16 protein-coding genes are annotated in these 19,919 nt (G+C 61.3%); 7 read left to right on the top strand and 9 right to left on the bottom strand.

The features are described 5' to 3' along the window. Positions 1-182: 182 nt before the first annotated feature. Both ACJO2E_RS19720 and ACJO2E_RS19715 read right to left on the bottom strand, forming a co-directional pair. Positions 183-1,775, bottom strand: coding sequence for an isocitrate lyase (locus ACJO2E_RS19720; protein ID WP_406966109.1), 1,593 nt, complete (start codon positions 1,773-1,775; stop codon positions 183-185). Between the two features lie 184 nt (positions 1,776-1,959). After that, entirely contained in the window at positions 1,960-3,930 is a 1,971-nt protein-coding gene (locus ACJO2E_RS19715; RefSeq protein ID WP_406966108.1) for a CASTOR/POLLUX-related putative ion channel, read from the bottom strand. An 87-nt stretch (positions 3,931-4,017) separates the two neighbouring features. Between ACJO2E_RS19715 and ACJO2E_RS19710 the strand changes: the two genes are divergently transcribed. Both ACJO2E_RS19710 and ACJO2E_RS19705 read left to right on the top strand, forming a co-directional pair. Then, on the top strand, positions 4,018-5,247 hold the full coding sequence (locus tag ACJO2E_RS19710; protein ID WP_406966107.1) for a hypothetical protein: 1,230 nt from the start codon (positions 4,018-4,020) through the stop codon (positions 5,245-5,247). 110 nt (positions 5,248-5,357) lie between these two features. After that, positions 5,358-6,359, top strand: a complete 1,002-nt coding sequence (locus tag ACJO2E_RS19705) for a ChaN family lipoprotein (protein ID WP_406966106.1) — start codon at positions 5,358-5,360, stop codon at positions 6,357-6,359. A 9-nt stretch (positions 6,360-6,368) separates the two neighbouring features. On the opposite strand, the gene ACJO2E_RS19700 is transcribed toward ACJO2E_RS19705, so the two are convergent. Continuing rightward, on the bottom strand, positions 6,369-7,439 hold the full coding sequence (locus tag ACJO2E_RS19700; protein ID WP_406966105.1) for a beta-N-acetylglucosaminidase domain-containing protein: 1,071 nt from the start codon (positions 7,437-7,439) through the stop codon (positions 6,369-6,371). 126 nt (positions 7,440-7,565) lie between these two features. Between ACJO2E_RS19700 and ACJO2E_RS19695 the strand changes: the two genes are divergently transcribed. Continuing rightward, positions 7,566-8,861 (top strand): MgtC/SapB family protein, encoded by a 1,296-nt coding sequence (locus ACJO2E_RS19695; protein ID WP_406966103.1) that lies wholly within the window; start codon positions 7,566-7,568, stop codon positions 8,859-8,861. Between the two features lie 216 nt (positions 8,862-9,077). After that, the gene (locus tag ACJO2E_RS19690; RefSeq protein ID WP_406966102.1) at positions 9,078-10,244 is read left to right on the top strand and encodes an NAD(P)/FAD-dependent oxidoreductase; all 1,167 of its coding nucleotides are present in this window, start codon (positions 9,078-9,080) and stop codon (positions 10,242-10,244) included. 88 nt (positions 10,245-10,332) lie between these two features. On the opposite strand, the gene ACJO2E_RS19685 is transcribed toward ACJO2E_RS19690, so the two are convergent. The 4 genes from ACJO2E_RS19685 to ACJO2E_RS19670 form a co-directional block, all read right to left on the bottom strand. After that, positions 10,333-11,268: a porin gene (locus ACJO2E_RS19685; RefSeq protein ID WP_406966101.1), complete on the bottom strand. Its 936-nt coding sequence runs from the start codon at positions 11,266-11,268 to the stop codon at positions 10,333-10,335. 38 nt (positions 11,269-11,306) lie between these two features. Next, positions 11,307-11,963, bottom strand: a complete 657-nt coding sequence (locus ACJO2E_RS19680) for a YccT family protein (protein WP_406966100.1) — start codon at positions 11,961-11,963, stop codon at positions 11,307-11,309. Positions 11,964-12,350: 387 nt separating this feature from the next. Then, positions 12,351-13,886 carry a choice-of-anchor I family protein gene (locus ACJO2E_RS19675; protein WP_406966099.1) on the bottom strand — a complete coding sequence of 512 codons (1,536 nt, stop codon included), beginning with the start codon at positions 13,884-13,886 and terminating at the stop codon, positions 12,351-12,353. Positions 13,887-14,166: 280 nt separating this feature from the next. Continuing rightward, complete coding sequence (locus ACJO2E_RS19670) at positions 14,167-14,640, bottom strand: Dps family protein (protein ID WP_406966097.1); 474 nt, start codon at positions 14,638-14,640, stop codon at positions 14,167-14,169. A 265-nt stretch (positions 14,641-14,905) separates the two neighbouring features. On the opposite strand from ACJO2E_RS19670, the gene ACJO2E_RS19665 reads away from it, so the two are divergent. After that, a complete protein-coding gene (locus tag ACJO2E_RS19665) occupies positions 14,906-15,181 on the top strand; it encodes a DUF2061 domain-containing protein (protein ID WP_406966095.1) in 276 nt (91 codons plus the stop codon). A 72-nt stretch (positions 15,182-15,253) separates the two neighbouring features. Here the strand turns inward: ACJO2E_RS19665 and ACJO2E_RS19660 are convergent, their stop codons facing one another. Next, a complete protein-coding gene (locus ACJO2E_RS19660; RefSeq protein ID WP_406966094.1) occupies positions 15,254-16,699 on the bottom strand; it encodes a dihydrolipoyl dehydrogenase in 1,446 nt (481 codons plus the stop codon). 138 nt (positions 16,700-16,837) lie between these two features. On the opposite strand from ACJO2E_RS19660, the gene ACJO2E_RS19655 reads away from it, so the two are divergent. Then, entirely contained in the window at positions 16,838-17,500 is a 663-nt protein-coding gene (locus ACJO2E_RS19655) for a LysE family translocator (RefSeq protein ID WP_406966093.1), read from the top strand. Between the two features lie 27 nt (positions 17,501-17,527). On the opposite strand, the gene ACJO2E_RS19650 is transcribed toward ACJO2E_RS19655, so the two are convergent. Next, the gene (locus tag ACJO2E_RS19650) at positions 17,528-18,604 is read right to left on the bottom strand and encodes a 3-deoxy-7-phosphoheptulonate synthase (protein WP_406966092.1); all 1,077 of its coding nucleotides are present in this window, start codon (positions 18,602-18,604) and stop codon (positions 17,528-17,530) included. A 383-nt stretch (positions 18,605-18,987) separates the two neighbouring features. Between ACJO2E_RS19650 and ACJO2E_RS19645 the strand changes: the two genes are divergently transcribed. Then, entirely contained in the window at positions 18,988-19,764 is a 777-nt protein-coding gene (locus tag ACJO2E_RS19645; protein WP_406966091.1) for a secretin, read from the top strand. The last annotated feature ends 155 nt before the right edge of the window (positions 19,765-19,919 follow it).

Raw genomic sequence — 19,919 nt, 5'->3', positions numbered from 1 at the left:
GACCCGTTCCCGTGCTCAGGAATACTATTCTGCGACATCACAGCCCTCCCGATTGGCGAGCTCGCCTTTAACGACGTCACCCATGCGGACACAAAAAAAGCCGGAGGACTGAATCCCCCGGCTTTTCCGGTTGGCAGTCACCGCCCCGTGGGGAGGTGCTGCCGGACGCCTGAACCGTCGGCTTAGCCGAACTGGTTCATGGTGTTGTCCTTACCACCGGCCTTCAGGGCCGCGTCACCTGCGAAGAACTCTTTGTGGTCATCGCCGATGTTGGAACCGGCCATGTCCTGGTGCTTCACGGTAGCGATACCCTGACGGATTTCCTTACGCTGTACGCCAGCAACGTAGGCCAGCATGCCTTCGTCGCCGAAGTAGCCCTTGGCCAGGTTGTCGGTGGACAGGGCCGCGGTGTGGTAAGTCGGCAGGGTGATCAGGTGGTGGAAGATACCCGCTTCGCGAGCACCGTCGCGCTGGAAGTTCTGACACCACTCGTCGGCCAGCTGGGCCAGCTCGGTGCTGTCATACTCTTCGCTCATCAGCTTGTCGCGGTCGTAGGCGGATACGTCCTTGCCTTCTGCCTTCCAGGCATCGAATACCTGCTGACGGAAGTTCAGGGTCCAGTTGAAGGACGGGCTGTTGTTGTAGACCAGCTTGGCATCGGGCACCACTTCGCGGATGCGGTTAACCATGCTGGCGATCTGGCCAACGTGGGGCTTCTCGGTTTCGATCCACAGCAGGTCAGCACCGTTCTGCAGGCTGGTGATACAGTCCAGCACAACGCGGTCTTCGCCGGTACCCGGGCGGAACTGGAACAGACCGGAAGGCAGACGCTTGGGCTTCATCAGCTTGCCGTCGGACTTGATCACAACGTCGCCGTTGTTGATCTCGGAAGCGTCTTCGATGTAGTCGCCATCGAGGAAGCTGTTGTACTGGTCACCCAGGTCGCCCGGCTCGTCAGTAACGGCCAGCTTCTGGGTCAGGCCGGCACCCAGGGAATCGGTACGGGCAACGATAACACCGTCATCCACACCCAGCTCCAGGAACGCCAGACGAACGGCGTTGATCTTGGACAGGAAGTCGGCGTGGGGAACGGTTACCTTGCCGTCCTGGTGGCCACACTGCTTCTCGTCGGAGACCTGGTTCTCGATCTGGATGCAGCAGGCACCGGCTTCGATCATCTTCTTGGCCAGCAGGTAGGTCGCTTCGGCGTTACCAAAACCGGCATCGATGTCGGCGATGATGGGTACCACGTGGGTTTCGTGGTTGTCGATCTGCTTGATCAGTTCTTCAGCCTTGGCGGTGTCGCCGGCGTTCTCGGCTTCTTCCAGGGCACGGAACAGGTGGTTCAGTTCCCAGGCGTCAGCCTGACGCAGGAAGGTGTACAGCTCTTCGATCAGGCCGGACACGGCAGTCTTCTCGTGCATGGACTGGTCCGGCAGCGGGCCGAACTCGGAGCGCAGGGCGGCAACCATCCAGCCGGACAGGTACAGGTAGCGACGCTTGGTGGAACCGAAGTGCTTCTTGATGGACAGCATCTTCTGCTGACCGATGAAACCGTGCCAGCAGCCCAGGGACTGGGTGTACTGGGAGGTGTCCTTGTCGTAGTTCGCCATGTCCTCGCGCATGATCTTGGCGGTGTACTTGGCGATGTCCAGGCCAGTCTTGAACTTGTTCTGGGCACGCATGCGGGCGGCGTGCTTCGGATTGATAGCGTTCCAGGTCGGGTTCTGCTTCAGGATGGAAGCAATCTGGTCAACGTCTTGTGCGTAAGGCATGGTCTCAGTCCTTGCTGTTTAGGGTTGAGGATCATTCAGTGAACCAGCATCCCGCTCAAAATTTGAGCAGATCACCGAAGATTGCGCCCTACTTTAGACACTCCGCTCGCATAATTGAAATTTATATTATCTATTTCCGGCATTTTTTCGGTGAATACCACATCATTCACCATAACCCCCTGACTTACAAGGCGCCACCGCCGCTGTCGGCGGTATGAGTCAACACCACCAACCGGTCTCCCGGTTTCAACTCCAGGTACTCCCGCCGGGGCGGATTCAGCTGTAACCGGTGGCCCCTGTCGTCGGCCCGGGCACGATATACCCCCAGCGCCACCTCGCCCCCGCTCGCCAGGGTCTTCTCGAGCACATGGAAATCCGCACTGGCCGGCAGCGGATAGTCGTCCGGGTCCCGGAACTGGATCTCGGCACCGCCGGCCGTAAACAGTTCGTCCAGCACGGCACGCAGCTCCCGCCTCAGGGCCACCTGGGCCAGCACATGACTGAGGATCATGGAGCTGATCATCATCTCGCTCTGGTGGCCATAGAGAAGCTGGCGGTTATCCGGATCGCTCAGCTCCATGATGAGCTGGGGCCGGCGCTGACTTTCCTGCAGAATGTCCTCCAGTTGCAGGTAACCCACCATGGCCCTGGCGTCCGCCTCCTCGCCGGAGGTCAACCGGTCGCTGCTGACCAGAACGATACTGTCATACCGTGCCGGAGTCATGCGGCGCAGCTCTTCCTCCACCATGTAGTCCGCTTCGATATGCCGGCAGGGCACGAAGAATTCCGGCCCGCAGTACCGGTCAATGGCCCGCTCCCGCTCGGCCACCGGCACCACCGATACCACCTCCACCTCGAAGCCCTTGCCCGGGTAGCTGGACAACTCCGCCACCAGGCTGGGCACCCGGCGGTTCCAGCCCAGTACCAGCACCCGGTGCTGGCTGCCGGTCACCGGATACGCCCGGGGGGTCGCTGTTGCCCGGGGGATGACCGGCAGGGGTTCCTGACGACTGTCGGGTTCGGTCTCGCTGTAGGTGCGGGCCATGAGCACGACCCGGTCATCGGCGCCAATCCGGGTGTCAGAGGGCGCCAGCAGGTTCACCTGCCAGCCCGCCCCGTCCGGTTTGAGGATACCCAGCACGATAACAGCGGGGCGCTGCGCCGCCAGCTCCCCCAGTGTCAGCCCGCCCACCGAGTCGCCACTGCGGATATAGAGCTCGTTGCCGTCTTCACCGGCCAGCAGTTCGTTGTAGACCTCCGACAGACCGGGATGGAGCAGGTTCTGAACCATCAGCCGGCTGATGGTGGCGTCACCGGCCACCACCTCGACAGGCCCCGGGTAGGCCCGCTCCACCACTGGCAGCTTGCGGATGTCCTGCAGCTCAGCGACAACGAAGGGCAGCCCGGTACGGTAGTGGCGGGCCTGGGCGGAAATGGACAACAGTGCCTTGACGGTCTCCACGTCGGCGGTCAGCAGGCTGGTGGCCTCGTGGGCGGAACTGGGCACGATCACGGCCGCCGCATCCAGGCAGGCCACTCGGTGCAGCGCGTCCGGCTGGATCGGCAGACCGGACCGCAGGATCACCTGGCGGGCCCGGGCCCCGATACCCGGTTCGGTCCGCAGTTCATGAACCTGTGCGGCGCTGGCTTCCTCGGTCAACACCACCAGGTTCAGCCGTGAGGTGTCGTGTTTCTCCAGGAACCGGCGCATGCGGCCGGTGGAGCCCAGCAGTTCGGAAAGCAGCGGCAGGGTCTGACTGGTCCAGCCCAGCACCACGATATGGTTCTTCAGGGTGACCGGCGTCAATCCCCGCTCCAGCTCGTTCATCCGCGCAATCAGCCAGCGGGTCAGGATGGCCACCAGGGTACCCATGAACACCACGTAGCCACTGACCGTCAGCAACGTGGAAACGAACCGCTGCCAGGCCCCCACGTCGTCGCCCAGGTAGCCTGGATCGGTCAGCCTCAGGAACGCCCACCAGATGGCATTGCCCACATGGTCGAACTCCCCGTCCAGAGGCGCCACCAGAATCCCCCCAACCAAGGAGATGGTTGCGATAAACGCGGCCACCACCAGAAGCTGGAAACCGGCGCCCTTCACCAGTTGGCGCTCAACCACAAACTTGATCCGATCAACTATGCGAAATGGAAGCATGGACGCCCTTCTGTGACAGTTCGTTTGCGCAATGTCATGTTGGCTCCTAGCATAGTTGAAAGTTCATCCTGGAGGTGAGCGACCATCATGTCCGGACTGTACCGGCATACCAACCTGATGACGGCCTGCCTGGGCCTTACACTGGCGACGGCCACGGTTGCCGACACCGCCCATGTGCCCCAGCCCTGGCGTGCGGATGCCGTGGTCATGGGTCGGGACGAGACCTACGACAAGGAACGCTTCCTCCACGAACTGACCTTCCGCCACCGGTTAGCCACCCCCGGCGTCACGGACGATGGCATTCGCGGTACCGCAGGCAGCGTCAGCAGTGACCGCCTGTATTATGATTTCAGGTTCCGCCAGGACTTCGGGTTCCGGGAGGGCCGTAATGGCTTCCTGCTGGACATCCAGCGCAGCGAGGACCTGGACGGCGCCTACGACCGGCAACTGATCGGGTTCCGCCAGAACCTGGGCGACCATTCGGAAATCTGGCTGCAGGGTGACGTCTTCTCGGACAAGTCGGAAGCGGATGTGTACTTCAGCGCCCGTCACCACCTGACCGACGATAGCTGGATCCACGCCAGCTGGATACTCCCGGACGCCTATTTCAACGACAAGACCGACACCCAGGATGCCTTCGAGGACAAACCGCAGACCTTCTTCCTGCAATGGCACCGGCAGGGAGCCGGCGACATGGGCGGCACCACCCTGTCCCTGAGCCTGTCCCCGGAATCACGGTTCATCAGCCGCCAGGAAGACCTGACCGTGGACAACGAAAGCCTCCGGGCGGCCCTCACCCACCGGCAACACCAGGGCGACTGGCTGCTGGAACTGCACCTAGAGGGCGAACGCACCCGGCGCAAATACCAGTTGCAGGGAGACGACGGGAATCGCCCGGCGGGCTTTGACCGGGACCACCTGAAGGCCCTCGGCTCCGCCACCCTGACCAGCCACCGACTGACGCCAACCATCGGCCTGGCCTACGTGCGGCTGGATGAAAACGGCTTCTTCGGTCGGGCCCTGGATGACGAAGGGGACATCCGCCGGCGGGAACCCACCCTGTTCGGCGAATTCTCCGTACAGGCCGCCCCCAGTACCGTCATCAGCCCGGGGCTCTACCTCAGCGCACCGGACATCCGGCAATCCTTCGAACAGGAAAAAGACCTCCGGCACTCCGGTTTTCTCGGCAAACTGGCCTTGCCGATCGACATCCAGCTATCGGCTTCCGATAACGCCGTGCTGACCATCAACCCGACGTTCTACCTGCACACCGCAGGCTTCGGGGGTGGCAACCTGCAACTCCACTGGCCGCTGTAAACGTCCCCTCAGTGGATCATCGCGGACACACCACCCGCCCCATATACTGGCGCCGGACCGGACCGTTTACGTAATATGGCCGCAAACCCTGACCAGCCCGGTTGTCACCCATGAGCCTGCCATTTCCGCTGACCAAGCTTTCCTCCATTGCCGCTGCCGCTTTCCTCGCCGGCTGCGCCGTGCACCACTCGCCGCCCGATACACCACCGGCGACGTTCTATGACACCCGCCTGGCGGACGCCTCGGGCCAGCCCCTGACCATTCCCGGACTGGCCTCTCGTCTGGACCATGCCGATGTGGTCGTGATCGGGGAGCTCCATGGCCACCAGGGCGCCCACCTTCTCGAGGCCCGCCTGCAGGCGGCCCTGTACCACCGCAACCCTGACCAGATCCTGGCCCTGGAAGCCTTCAACCTGGACCACCAGGCCCATCTTGATCAGTATCTGGCGGGGAAACTGGGCGAGGAGGAAATGATGGAGGACGCTGCTGCCTGGGAGAACTACCAGGCGTCGTACCGCCCCCTGGTGGAGTTCGCCCGTCGCCATGACCTGCCGGTGGTCGCCGCCAATGCGCCATCCGGCGTGGTGCGCTGTGTCGGGCGGGAGGGTGCGTCCTACCTGGACACCCTGCCGGAAACGGAACGTGACGCCCTGCCGGAACAGCCCTTTCCCGAGGTGCCGGGCTACCGGGAACGGTTCATGGACACCCTGGGGCACAGCGGCCATGGGGAATCGACGGAAGAAGGGAAGCGGCGACTGGACAACACCTACCAGGCGCAACTGCTGCGGGACAGCACCATGGCCGACCGGATCCTGGAGGCCCTGGCAACCCACCCGGACCACCAGGTGCTGATGATCACTGGCACCTTCCACAGCAAGGAGCGCCAGGGGCTGGTGGCCGTGCTGGAACAACGGGCCCCGGAGCTGGATATCCGGGTAATTACCCCGTACATGCCCGTGGACGATGGCTCTCTGGAACCCCCGCCGGCCATCGCCGCTGGCGACTTCCGCTACGATCTCTGGCCCTTGCCGGTCCGGTACCGGGACGGGGAACGGGAACAGGCAGCGATGATGGAGCGTTTCGGTCGGGCCCGTGAACTGACCTGCGACTAGCCGAACAACCTACTGGGTCTGCACCATCTCATCGGTCACCTGGTACTCCCCGGCGAGCCAGCGCAGGATTTCCCGGGCCGCCGGGTGTTCCGCCTCACCGTAGGCGGCCCTCAGGCTGGCCATCCGCTCCTCGCTGATACGGTGAAGGCCGGCGTCCTGGAGCACCAGCAGGTCCGCCAGCAGTTGCTCCGCCAGGTCAGGTCCGACCACCTCCCGGGCGGCGGTCCTGAAGGCCTCACCATAACAGTAGTCTTCTCCCTGGCCGTAGCTTTGCGCCAGGGTCAGGGCCGGGATGGCGGTCAGCGTGGGTTGCAGGGCGGGGTTGATGGCGTGGCCGGCAATCTCCCCGGTATTGGCGGCCGGGCGCCCGGTGAACCCGCGCAGGTGCAGATGCCGGGACATGCGGTCACCGTCGTTGACCGGGTAGTTGTCCCACAGCAGCGGCTTGCGGCGGAGCTGACCTGCCACCCGGCGCAGGTGGCCGGGAGAAATTTCCCGGGAACAGACCTCCTCACCGGTCCAGAACACATCCACGGCGGGATCCAGCGTCTCCCCCAGCACCTCCAGGTAATCGTCCGGGCGCTGGCCGAACACCCGGTCCAGCACCGGGTCGTCGGAATAGTAGCTGGGGCACATGATGAACCGGTTTGCCCCGGAATGGGCCATGACCCAATGCATGATCTCCGCCTGGGTACGGGCCAGGTCCGGGGTGTCGCTGTGCATGTCATCGAACAGGATGGCCAGCTCATCGATGCCCATGCCGTCCAGGAACGCCAGCTTGCGGGCCAGCGCCTGACGGGCCCCATCGTCGAACCGGTTGAAAATCTCGAACGGACTCAGGCCGATGCCGAAGCGCACCCCCTGCTCCCGACAGAAGCCGGCGAACGCCGCCAGCTCCCGGGCCAGGTGCTCCGGATGGTCCTGCTCCCAGCGGCGCCGCAGGTAAGGGTCCGCCTTGGGGGCATACAGATAGAAACCATAGCCATGGGCCCCGAGCTGGCGTACCAGGGCCCGTCGCTCGTCCATGGTCCACAATGGGCCATAGAAACCTTCGATAATACCGAGATCCGGCAGGGTCATGACTGTCCTCGTGGTATTCGTGCCGTCCCGTTCCGCGTATCGGGCAGCGTTCAGGCGACCGATACAGCCGCTATACTGCCAGTAACAGTACCACACACTGTCTATGCCATTGGACAAGCAGAAAAAATGGACGAACTCGCAACTGCATTCCTCGACAGCAACCAGGTGGCCATCCAACTCGCCGTCGCGCTGCTGCTGGGGGCTCTGATCGGACTGGAACGGGGCTGGGAAGCCCGCCACCGGGAACCCGGGGAACGTATTGCCGGCATCCGTACCCATGCCCTGGTCGGCCTGCTGGGTGCCATTGCCGCGTTGCTGAATCAGGCCCTGACGGCCTGGGCCTTCCCGGTAATGTTCCTCGGCCTGGTGGGCCTGAACCTGGTGTCCTACCGCGCCCGGGCCCCCACAAGCGGTGACTACAGCATCACCGGCATCGTCGGCCTGTTGCTGACCTTCTGTTTCGGCGCCATGGTGGTGGCCGTGGACATGGCCGTGGCGGCCGCTTCCGCCGTTATTACCGCCATCATTCTGGACAACAAGGAGGAGATCCACGGGATCCTCAGGCGTCTCCAGTCCCACGAACTGGGCGCCGCCCTGAAACTGCTGCTGATCACCGTGGTCATGCTGCCCCTGCTGCCGGACCAGGGCATGGGCCCGGGGGAGGTCCTCAACCCCTACCAGATCTGGTGGATGGTGGTGCTGATTGCCTCGGTCTCCTTCGTGGGCTATTTCGCCATCCGCGTGGGCGGCGCCGAGAAGGGCATCCTCTTTACCAGCCTGTTCGCCGGCCTGAGCTCCTCCACCGCCCTGACCCTGCATTTCTCCCGCCAGTCCCGCCTGTCCGATACCCTGACGCCCATGTACGCGGCTGGCATCCTGATCGCCTGCGGCACGATGTTCCCCCGTATCCTGATCTACGGCGCCATTATCAACCGCGCCCTGTTGCCCGCACTGGTGTGGCCGGTCACCGCCATGGCAGTGGTGCTCTATGCCTGCGCCGGGGTGATCTGGGTGCGGCACCGCCACCATATCCGGGTGGCCCAGCCGGAGCTGAACCAGAACCCGCTGGACCTGAAATTCGCGCTGGTTTTCGGGGTCCTGCTGACGGTTATCCTGGTGCTCGGGGAGTGGCTGCGACAATGGCTGGGAAACCTGGGCATCTACGTGCTGGCCGCCACCTCGGGGATTACCGACGTGGATGCCATCACCCTGTCCCTGACCCGCATGTCCCTCGGCAGCATTGCCGCTGGCACCGCTGTCCTGGGCATCGTGATCGCCTCCTCGGTGAACAATCTGGTCAAATCCATCATGGCGGCTACCATCGGCACCCGTCGCCTGGGCTGGCAGGTAGGCGCCCCCATGGCCCTGTCCCTTGCCACCGGACTGGTTGTCGCCTGGTTCAGTCGGTTGGGAGGAGGGTGAAGCCGTACCCGGCCATCAGGTAACAGGTGACAAACGGCGATCATTTTCTATACTGTTCAGGCATCGGCGTGCGCGGGAATAAACCGATCTCCGGGCCGCCGAACATAACCAACAAGAATAAAGGAACCTCTGAACAACACCTTGCCTGTTCAGGGGCTCCTATACCGGAGCAGATCCGATGTCGCTATTGTGCCTGGCGTGGACGGGGTCCCACTGATGGACTACTACGACCTGATCATCGTGGGTGGCGGGCCGGCGGGCTCCACCCTGGCGTGGGCCCTGCAGAATACCGGCAAACGTATCCTGCTGATCGACCAGGCCCACTTCCCCAGGGACAAGAGTTGTGCCGGCTGGGTCACCCCCGCTGTGTTCGATGCCCTCCAGATCGATCCCACCGACTACGGTCGGGACCACCTGCTGGAACCCATCCGCGGTTTCCGCATCGGCATGATCGGCCACCGGGCGGTGGAGAACGACCATGGTGAAAACGTCAGCTATGGCGTGCGCCGCAGTGAGTTTGACCACTACCTGCTCAGCCGGGCCCACACCGACCAGGCACTGGGCATGCCCATCAGTTCCCTGCGCCAGGCCAACGGCAACTGGGCAATCAACGAACGCTGGGAAACCCCACTGCTTATTGGCGCCGGGGGCCATGCCTGTCCGGTGGCACGATACCTGGGAGCCGGCCCCGGCAGCCACGAGACCGTGGTCAGCGCCCGGGAGATGGAGTTCGGGATGACCCCGGAACAGGCCAACACCTGCAATGCCCGGGGCGACCGCCCGGAGCTGTGGTTCTGCCGTGACCTGAAGGGATACGCCTGGATCTTTCGCAAGGGCAACCACCTGAACGTGGGGCTGGGACGGGAGGACTCCCGCGGGCTATCCCGACACCTGGAGCGCTTTGTCACCCATATGCAGGCCCAGGGCCGTATACCTGATAACCTGCCCGGCCAGTTCAAGGACCACGCCTACCTGCTCTACGACCACGCCGAACGACCGCTGGTGGACGACGGCGTCATGCTGCTTGGGGATGCCGCCGGCCTGGCCTTCAATCAGAGCGGCGAGGGTATCCGCCCGGCGGTGGAATCGGCGCTGATGGCCGCCAACGTGATTCGCTCGGAACCCGACCTCTCCGCCCGCAGCCTGCAACCCTACGGCGAGGCCATCGCCAGGCGTTTCGGCACCCGGTCCATGCACCGGGACACGCCGGTGCAGGTCCCCGACTGGGTCAAGATGCCCCTGGCCGCCAGCCTGATGAAATCCCACTGGTTCACCCGCCGGGTGGTGGCGGAACGCTGGTTCCTCCACCAGCAGGTGCCGCCCCTGGACCTGCCCCAACCCACCGTCGCCGGTCGGGAAACCGCCTACTGGCGACCGGCCTGAAAACGAAAAAGCCGGGCCACGGGGCCCGGCGAAGTGTCGTCAACTCAAATCGCACGTTTCATGCAAGAACGTTGGATGACTCCAACGATCAGAACTTCACCCGCATACCGGCCAGCATGCCCAGGTCGGTGTCGTCGATATCATTGTCGGCGATTTCGGCAAACACGCTGACGTTCTTCTGGGTCGGGAACTTGTACGTGACGTTGGCATACCAGGCTGTTACGTCATCGGCTTCATCCTGTTCCTGGTTCTGCATACCGATAGCGACGCCAGTGGTGTTGGTTACATCAAGGGTGGCGGCAATGTTGTACAGTTCGGTATCCAGATCCGTGTTGCCGTCATCAGTGACACTGTAGTCCGCAGCAAGCCCGAAGATACCAAAATCGTAACCGGCGCTCAGACCCCAGGTATCCAGTGAATCGCCACCCAGCGGGGTGTGCTTCTGGTAACCGCCGCCCAGTTTCAGCCCGGCAATGTCGGTAAAGGCAAAAATGTCGAAGAATTCACCTTCAATGCCACCTTTGTCCTCAGCTTCCAGTTCATAACTGGATACCAGGTAGATGTTCTCCAGCTCCACGTCGACACGGAAGGTGTCATCGCCATCAGTGCCTACCGCATCAAACTGATCTTCATCCAGCGGCGCCTCGTAGGCTTCCTCGACACCGAACTCATCGGAAGCAAAGTTCTGCTTACCGAAGGAGAATGAGGTTACACCGTAGCGGATACCGACATAGGCTTCCTCCAGGGGGGTAACGTTATCCTTGCCGTTGGCCTCGTCCTTGAAATCAAAATCCACACGACCAAAGGCGGTCATGTCGTTGTTCAGGTCGTAGCTGAAATAGTTCTTCAGCTCCAGGTCGTCGAAATCAACGTATTCGCTCTCGTCTTCGCCGATGTCCCGACGCAGCTGAACCTGAAGGTCGCCATTGAGCTTGTAGGTGAAGCCATCATTCTCGTATACGGTGACGGCGTTAGCGGAACCGGCGGCGGCAGTCACAGCGACAGCCAGGAGAAGTTTCTTCATTTATTGATACTCCATTTGGTTTGGGTACGTCGGTTTATTTAATCGCTGGAATTAATCCAGCGCTTCATCTCACGCTTAGTATTCTCATCGGCTTTCAAGTACCAATAGCGAAGCATTTCCCTCACCATTTCCTGGTCCCGAGCCACTGGAAATTCATCGTTACGATCAGGGTTATCAAAAAACCGGTTATCGCTACCTTTCAGGCCGACAATAGCAGCCGACCCAGAGCCGGCCCGATTATAATCAGACAATTCCTGTTCATAATTCCTGGCAAACTGAAAACCATCCTTATCCAGAACATCGGATTTAAACGGGTGAGGGTTACCATCGGCATCCCTCAAAACCCATCTGGCAGAATCATTGAACGCCCTCATTTCGTGACGGGTGGATATATCCGGGGCCTCAAGGGTCAAATACTGGTCTTCGGAATTAAAAATAATCACGAAAGAATCCGATGTATCGAGAACGCTGTCGTCGTCATTACGGCCAAGTTCCGTCGTATACTCGACAAGGATCTGACTGGAACCATTCCGGAGGGAAAGCTCACGCCCTTCTCGCCCAGAAAGCCCGCCATTAATGGCCTTTAGCTCCACGCCCTCACCGAGGCGAAGCGTCACGTCGGCATAAACAGGCGCGACAAAAACTAAAATAAAGGTGAATAACGTTGCCGGAAAAAACCTTGAAAAATAAGACATCAACACTTACGCCAGTCAGGAAATAAATCAATCTCGAGAGATCATATACACTGTTTATTAACGAATTATTTCAGCACAAAAAGGACATATGCCTAAAAAAATCCGGAGCATAGCTCCGGAAACAAAGTCAACTCAAATAATCACATTCTGAAGTCGCTCGGAGTTGCCAAAAGCCGTTCTTTACTGCAGAAAGACGCAATCACAAGCCCGACACCAAAACTTCAACTTCATTATTAAAAACCAAAGTTACAGATAAATTAAATAAACATCTCGAAATGCAAAATAACGTGAAATGAAAGAATAATGGCAAAAAAAGCCGGAGAATAATACTCTCCGGCCATGGTCTTTCTATGAATCAGGATTTACAGGGATATCACTTCGAAATAATCAGCGTTCATCCTGATTCATCAACCGGATTCCATACAGGGTTGTGGTACCACTGACTTCATTGCCAACCGCCAGCATCGGATGTCCGGTGGGGCTGTCCGACTCCGCTATGAAGGCGAGCCCTTCCGGCCCCAGATCTCCGGCATGACCCTCCTTCAGTTGTTCGTCCGTCGCCCCGAAATCACGGTTATTCATGTACTGGACAAACGCCGGGTGCTCCGGATCGGTCACGTCATAAACCATCAGTCCGCCCACGCGCTCCAGACCAATGAAGGCATAGACCCGTCCGTCGATCGTACCGATGGTCACGGCCTCGGGTTCCGGCCCCTTGTCGTCGGACCGGTTATCGAAGGCATTCTCGTCATTGGTGCTGTTGAAACCGTTGGGCAACCGTTCCGCCGTAATCCGTTCAAACTCGCTGCCGCTGTCATACAACTGGTCACCATCCTCGGACCAGATCGAGAATGAGCGGCCACCATAGGCGTAGAGTTCATCGAAAACGCAGTCCGCCTCGACGTCGGTCGCGGGGTCTGAAGGCTGACAGCCGTTGGCCACACCAAGCGTTGATGTCACCTTCAGTCGGCCCAGCCGAGCATCGTCCTGGATACCCTCCGGAAATACGCCATCCTTGAGGCGCAGGTCACCAACGCGGTATTCCTCACCGAATCCGTCATAATCCCTCGAGTCGCCCTCATTGGCGGTGATGTAATAGGTCTTTCCCTGGATGCTGTAGCTGGCCAGGGCATCCGGCAGGTACATCCCCCTGACTGGCCAGTTGCGGATATCAATGCCGTTGTCCCGGTTACTGGCATCCAGTTCATTGCCCGGCAGGCTGTGATCCTTGAAGTCAAGAGGAATCACGTCGACGATACTGGCGCTGTTGATGTCCAATACCCCGATAGCGTTGTTTTCCTGCAGCGTAACCCAGGCATGGTCACCGTCCGGGGAGACCGCAATGTATTCCGGTTCCATATCCTGTGATGCCCGGGCCGCCGGCCCGAAAATACGGACGCCCCGACGGCGGAGTTCTTCCTCCCGGCCATCGAATGCCCGAAAGTCAGCCGTGTCGACCCGGGCCGAGGCCACGCCGCCGGAGAGATCGATCACGCTGACCGATCCTTCCGGGTCAACGTCGTAGGCGTCATTGGGCTCGCCCTCATTGGCGACCAGCACTCTCGTGCCGTCCGGTGTAAAGGTCAGCATGTCGGGGAGTGCGCCGACCTTCACCTCGCCAAGCTTGCCCAGGGTATCGGCATCATAGAAAACCACCTTGCCGTTAGCCTGTTTGTCAGAGGCTTCAACGGCCACCGCAACCAGTCCATTCCTTACCGCGACGCTGTTTGCGGCGCCGCCCTCCCTGGTCGCATCGATGGTGGCTACCCGGGTCAGGTGGGCGGGGTCCCGCAGATCCAGCACATCCACGGTCCTGTCGTTGGCGTTGACAACAAACAGACGCTGATTCATGGGGTCATGGGCCACGATCTCAGCGGCGGATTCATCAAAGACATCGCCCCCGGACTGCCAGGTTCCGAGCATTTCCAGTTCGATTGTCCGGCCTCCGTCAACAGACCCCGTCGGATGCGACGCCTTATCGCTCGCGCAACCCGACATTCCCACCGTCGCCGCCAGAAACCCGCAAACCAGATACGCCCTGAAAACCATAAACTATCGCCTTTTCAGATATGTAGATCCGGAAAGGATATTCACCAAATGTGACAGGAGAGGGTCAACAAGGCTGCAGATTCATGTCAGAAAAAAGGCGGCCGAATGGCCGCCAGGGAAGGGGTTTTGCGAAAGGGAAGTTCGGGAACCCGACTTACTCGCCCAGGTAACTGCGATACATCCAGACGGTCTTTTCCTGCTGGGAAATGTAGTCACTCATCAGGGCAATGGTACCCTCGTCGTCGGCCTCTCCAGCCAGGGACAACAGCTCACGCTGCTTGCCAATCAGCTTGGCAAAACTTTCCACGATATTCTCCACCGCCTCCTTGCCATCGGACACGTCCTTGCGCTCCGGCACGCTGGAATGCTCGATGTAGGTGCTGTAGGCGTGGGCCGGACGGTGGCCCAGGGTGAGGATACGCTCGGCGATCTCATCGATCTTCAGCAGCAGGTCGTCGTACAGCTCCTCGAACTTGGCGTGCAGTTCGAAAAAGTTGTCGCCCTTGATATTCCAGTGGTAGCCGCGCACGTTCATGTAGAAGATCTGGTAATTCGACAGCAGTTCGTTGAGTGTCGCCGCCAGCTTTTCCGTCTTGGCTGTGTCGAGGCCGATGAAATTTGTACCCATAGAGTTAACTCCTTGATCCTTGGTGATTGTCTCACTTGATTACGTTCAATATACCCCAGCGGTTTTTCCTGCAAAAGCAGAGTCTTACAATACCTTTGATAGGTTTTGACAATGGGTGAAAGAGCACCGATAAACCATAACTTCACCCAGGTCGCCTCGAATCAATTACCTCACACTATCAGGCTCCAAGAATTAATTTACTTAACAGTGATTATCCGTTGTCTTTCAATGGGAGTGTGTTCAATCCATCAGGCGGGAGCTGGCCATGAGTGCTCTGAAGCTGTTTTTCCACGACCACGGTCGGGAGGGTGACAACTCCCTGACCAAGACCATCACCTTCGCCATCACACACTTCACCGTGGCGTTCACCGTCGCCTTTGTACTGACCGGTGATATCCTGATCGGCAGCCTGATCGCGATGGTTGAGCCGGCGATCAACACCGTGGCCTACTTCTTCCATGAGAAAATCTGGGCCAGCAGGGCACAGTGTCGCCAGGCGCAACCCTCCGGGTATGATCACCAGGGCGTGACCACGGCCTGACCCTTCCTACCCCGAAATGTGGCGGCCCCAGGTTTGCCGGCGCTCCGTCGCCGGCTTTTTCATGCCCGCCGATCAGCCTCCCGGTCCGCAATCCAGGCAATTCTCCACCACCTCAGGGCCCATGCTCAGCCGGCGGTTCAGGTCCCGGAGCGCGGTCCGCACGCCCTCTTCGATTACCGGATGGTAGAACGGCATGTCCAGCATCGCGGACACGGTCAGGCGTTGCTGCGCCGCCCAGGCCAGCAGGTGGCCGATATGCTCCGCCGCCGGGCCGAACATCTCCGCCCCCATGAACAGGCCGGTGCCATGCTCGCCATAGACCCGTAGCAGCCCCCTGTTGCGACCGATCACCCGACTACGCCCCTGGCCCTCGAAGGATACGGACCCTACGGCGAAACAACCGCGACAGTCCTTGTCCACCTGCTGGATGGTCTTGCCCACGGTGGCGATCTGCGGGTCTGTGAACACCACGGACAGCGGTACCCGGCGGAACCCGGCCCTCACCTCCGGGTACTGTCCTGCGTTATTTCCGGCAATACGCCCCTCGTCCGCCGCCTCGTGCAGCAGTGGCAGCTCGTTGTTGACGTCACCGGCAATAAAGATATGGCTGTCGCCACAACGAAGGGTGTAACGGTCGAACACCGGGGTGCCCCGGTCGTCCAGTTCCAGGTCGGCGTTCTGGATATCGAGCCCGTCGATATTGGGCCGCCGACCGGTGGCCGCCAGCAGGTAATCGAAGGTTTCCGTGACCACGTCCCCGTCCCCGTCAACAAAGGTGATGGCCACGCCATCCGGCCGGTGTTCGATCTTGCGGGTGTCGGCATCCGGGTTCAGGGGAAATTCGTCGTTAAAGGTGTCCAGCGCACACTGGCGGATCTCCGGATCCTGGATCGGGCCGATGGCGCCGCCGGCACCGAACATCCGTACCCGTACCCCCAGACGGCTCAGGGCCTGACCCAGCTCCAGCCCGATCACCCCGGGACCGAACACGGCCACGGAGTCCGGCAGGTCCTGCCACTCGAAAATGTCATCATTCACCACCAGCCGGTTTTCCGCCGCCTTCAGGAAGCCGGGGATATTGGGACGGGAGCCGGTGGCGATCACAATCCGGTCCGCCTCGATCTCATGGTTATCACCCACCCGCAGGCGATGGGGAGACAGGAAGCGGGCATGGCCCCGGAAACGATGGGCTTCCGGGAAGCCCTCCACCGCCTCCAGCACGAAACCGACGAAGCGGTCGCGCTCCGCCCGCACCCGCTTCATCACCGCCGGGCCATCGATGGTAACCCCGCCGGTGCGAACCCCGAACAGGTCCGCGTGGCGTGTATCCTGGGCCGCCTCCGCTGCCGCGATCAGCAACTTGCTGGGCATACACCCCACCCGGGCACAAGTGGTGCCATAGTGGGCGCCTTCGATCAGGGCCAGGCTGTCGGTGTGCTTGCGGGCCGCCCGATAGGCTCCCATGCCCGCCGTGCCGGCCCCCAGGATGGCGACTTCAACCTTGCTGCGTTTGACCACTGGCGTTCTCCTGTCTGGACTACGATCCCGCCTATAAACATAGCTGGCACGGCGGCCCACTCAACCCCGTTCTGTGGCGAAAACCGATATTTACCTCTATGCTGCCCACTTTTCCGGAATTCAAACGCGGGGTGAAATGTGTCTGCCTACTGGGCCGAATTTGCAACCGTTGCCATTGTTCACCTGCTGGCGGTCGCCAGCCCGGGGCCCGACTTTGCCATCATGCTGCGCCAGGCGCTCTGCCAGAGCCGCCGCAACGCGCTGCTGACGGCCGTGGGAATCGGCCTGGCCATCCTGGTGCACGTAACCTACTCACTGCTCGGCATCGGCCTGCTGATCCAGCAGTCCCTGACCCTGTTTACGATCCTTAAAGTCATTGGTGCACTCTACCTGACCTGGATTGCGATACAGTGTCTGAGATCAAGGGCGGGAGGTGTTCATGTGGACACCCATGGTGTGAAGACGCAATCCGGGCCGGCGGCCTTCCGGCTGGGTTTCCTGACCAATACCCTGAATCCCAAGGCCACGCTGTTCTTCGTGTCGCTGTTTTCCGTGGTAATCAGCCCCGGTACGCCGGTTGCCGTGCAGGCAGGCTACGGGCTCTATATGGCCATCGCCACCGGCCTATGGTTTGCCGGGGTGGCGGTGTTCTTCACCCTGCCCCGGATGCGGCGGGCGTTTGACCGCTTCGGTCACTGGCTGGACCGGCTGATGGGCGGCGTCCTGCTGGTCCTGGCGGGGCAATTGCTGTTCTCCACCATATCCGGTGATAGCGGTGACAGCACCCCAGCCCGGAACTAGCAAATCACTCCACGGCAGCCCGGGCGGTCAGAGCGACCGCAACAGGGCTTCCGTCTCCTCCCAGCCCAGGCAGGGGTCGGTGATGGACAGGCCGTAGGCCAGCTCGTCGCCATCGTCCTGCCGGCCCTGCTGCAGGAAACTCTCGATCATCAGGCCCTTGATGGCCCGGTTACCGGCCTGGCGCTGGGCCACCACCTCGCGGGCGATGCCCGGCTGCCGCTCCGGCTGCTTGCAGGCATTGTCATGGCTGCAATCCACCATCACCGCGGTACGGACACCGGCGGCGGTCAGGGTCTCCACGGCTGTACCAATGCTGTCGGCATCGTAGTTGGTGATACCGCGCCCGCCCCGGAGTACCAGGTGGGTATCGCGATTCCCCCGGGTGGTGATCATCGACGGCTGCCCATGGGCATCGAAACCCAGCCGGTGGTGGCCGTGGGCGGCGGACTTCATGGCGTTGACCGCCACACCGACAGAGCCGTCGGTGCCATTCTTGAAGCCGGTGGGCATGGGCAGGCCGCTGACCAGTTCCCGATGGATCTGGGATTCGGTGGTGCGGGCGCCGATGGCGGTCCAGCTCACCAGGTCGTCCAGGTAGTCCATGGCCAGGGGGCTGAGTGCCTCCGTCGCCAGGGGCAGCCCCAGGTGGGCCAGGTTCACCAGCAGCCGGCGGGAGCGCACCAGCCCCTCGCCCAGGTTGCCCTCGCCGGTGCGCTCCGGGTCGTACAACAGGCCCTTCCAGCCCACGGTGGTACGGGGTTTCTCCAGGTAGGCCCGCATGACGATCAGCATGCGATCGCTGACCTCGTCCGCCAGCGCCGCCAGCTTCTCGCCATATTCCAGGGCGGCCACTTCATCGTGGATGGAACAGGGCCCCACCACCATCAGCAGGCGGTCGTCGTCACCATTGAGAATGGCGCGGATCTCCTGGCGATGTTGATCGATCTGGGACGCCAGGTAGTCCGGCACCGGAATGTCCCGGCGCAATGTGGCGGGTGTGGGCAAGGGTGTGGCGGTTTTCCCCGACGGATCGGGTTGCGGATCCGCAGGTGCTTCCACGGGATTGGCCTCCTGTGTCGTCCGGACTTCCAGCGGCATGTTCATGTTGTTCAAATCCTTCTCGTTTTTGCCAGTTGGAAACGAAAAAGCCCCGGCTGGGAGGCTACCAGTCGGGGCTTTTTTGTCCGGTGGCAGCCTGGGGTCGGTGCCGGGCTGCCTTTTCCTGAATCTGTCTTGCGTGTGCTACAGGCGGCCTCGGCTCTGGCTAAAATAAAAGCCATAACCAAAAAACCACCAGAAGAACACGGAAACACCCGCCGTCGCATTCGCGAAGCGTGTCAGGGCGCTGTCTCCGAAGTGCGTCGTGACACTTCGTTGATGAGATGCGTGCAATTGACAGGGTGCATTAGTCGTATTCATGATCAACAATATACTCCCCGGCTTTCCCGGTTTGCAACCGCTGCCTACAATTTTCTGCGGAGATGTCCATGGCCAGTGCTCCTGCCCGAATCCTGATCCTGCTTCTGACCCTGTTGCCCGCCCTGGTGCTGGCGGCGCCCGAGAACCGCACCTTCACCCTCGAAAACCGGCCGGCCCGGGAGGTGGCGGACCAGCTCAGGTCCCTCTACCCGGAGAGCGAACTGACCATGGCCGCCCAGGGCAGCCAACTGGTTACCCGTGGCGACCCGGAGGTGCTGGATGAGATCGGACAGCTTATCCAGACCATGGACGTGGCACCGGTACAGCTACGCATCACTGTCCGCAGCGGCGGTCAGGTCCAGGGCAAACGCTCCGGCGGCGGTGTCAGTACCGGCCACGGCAACGTGGTCACCATCCAGGGTGAGAGCCGGACCATCAGCACCCAGAGTCGCCAGGAACGGAACGTGGTGGTACAGGACGGACAATCCGCCCATATCAGCTCCGGCCAGGTACGTACCCTGCCGCTGGCCATCCGGGGCGGGCGCAACCCGGCGGCCATCTACCAGCAGGTGGATATCCGCAGCGGCTTCATCGTCACCCCCCAGCGCATTTCCGACCAGCAGGTCGAACTCAGCATCACCGCCTTCGAGAACATGCCGGACTCCGGCATGGACGGCTATGAAACCGACGCGGTAGTCACCCAGCGCCGGGTCGCCCCCGGTGAATGGGTCGACGTGGGCGGCACCGAAACCACCCAGCAGGGCCAGCAGTCCGGCATCACCTACCAGGTTGGCGGCAGTCGCCAGGAAAACCAGCAATTTGAAGTGAAAGTCGACATCCTCTGAAGCAGCCACCTGGCACGATGACTGCTTAGCCTCCTACCTTGCGAGTCGCTCTTTCGCCCCGGCCTCATCGCCGGGGCACGCCTGTCCCCGGTTCGTCGCGGATCCCCTCGCTCCACAGACGCACCAGGACAAGGCGCAGAAGCAAGGCGACACAG

Source organism: Marinobacter shunpengi (assembly GCF_045449695.1).
In the GTDB taxonomy this organism is placed as follows: Bacteria; Pseudomonadota; Gammaproteobacteria; order Pseudomonadales; family Oleiphilaceae; genus Marinobacter.
Note: the sequence above shows the minus strand (reverse complement) of the source record. Positions and strands in the feature narration are given on the sequence as shown.

What these genes read in the sequence shown, in the direction of transcription:
- ACJO2E_RS19670 (WP_406966097.1), bottom strand. Translation starts at nt 14,640, where the DNA reads ATGGGTACAAATTTCATCGGCCTCGACACAGCCAAGACGGAAAAGCTG.
- ACJO2E_RS19715 (WP_406966108.1), bottom strand. Translation starts at nt 3,930, where the DNA reads ATGCTTCCATTTCGCATAGTTGATCGGATCAAGTTTGTGGTTGAGCGC.
- ACJO2E_RS19675 (WP_406966099.1), bottom strand. Translation starts at nt 13,886, where the DNA reads ATGCTCGGAACCTGGCAGTCCGGGGGCGATGTCTTTGATGAATCCGCC.
- ACJO2E_RS19680 (WP_406966100.1), bottom strand. Translation starts at nt 11,963, where the DNA reads ATGTCTTATTTTTCAAGGTTTTTTCCGGCAACGTTATTCACCTTTATT.
- ACJO2E_RS19685 (WP_406966101.1), bottom strand. Translation starts at nt 11,268, where the DNA reads ATGAAGAAACTTCTCCTGGCTGTCGCTGTGACTGCCGCCGCCGGTTCC.
- ACJO2E_RS19720 (WP_406966109.1), bottom strand. Translation starts at nt 1,775, where the DNA reads ATGCCTTACGCACAAGACGTTGACCAGATTGCTTCCATCCTGAAGCAG.
- ACJO2E_RS19645 (WP_406966091.1), top strand. Translation starts at nt 18,988, where the DNA reads ATGGCCAGTGCTCCTGCCCGAATCCTGATCCTGCTTCTGACCCTGTTG.
- ACJO2E_RS19650 (WP_406966092.1), bottom strand. Translation starts at nt 18,604, where the DNA reads ATGAACATGCCGCTGGAAGTCCGGACGACACAGGAGGCCAATCCCGTG.
- ACJO2E_RS19710 (WP_406966107.1), top strand. Translation starts at nt 4,018, where the DNA reads ATGTCCGGACTGTACCGGCATACCAACCTGATGACGGCCTGCCTGGGC.
- ACJO2E_RS19705 (WP_406966106.1), top strand. Translation starts at nt 5,358, where the DNA reads ATGAGCCTGCCATTTCCGCTGACCAAGCTTTCCTCCATTGCCGCTGCC.
- ACJO2E_RS19665 (WP_406966095.1), top strand. Translation starts at nt 14,906, where the DNA reads ATGAGTGCTCTGAAGCTGTTTTTCCACGACCACGGTCGGGAGGGTGAC.
- ACJO2E_RS19695 (WP_406966103.1), top strand. Translation starts at nt 7,566, where the DNA reads ATGGACGAACTCGCAACTGCATTCCTCGACAGCAACCAGGTGGCCATC.
- ACJO2E_RS19700 (WP_406966105.1), bottom strand. Translation starts at nt 7,439, where the DNA reads ATGACCCTGCCGGATCTCGGTATTATCGAAGGTTTCTATGGCCCATTG.
- ACJO2E_RS19690 (WP_406966102.1), top strand. Translation starts at nt 9,078, where the DNA reads ATGGACTACTACGACCTGATCATCGTGGGTGGCGGGCCGGCGGGCTCC.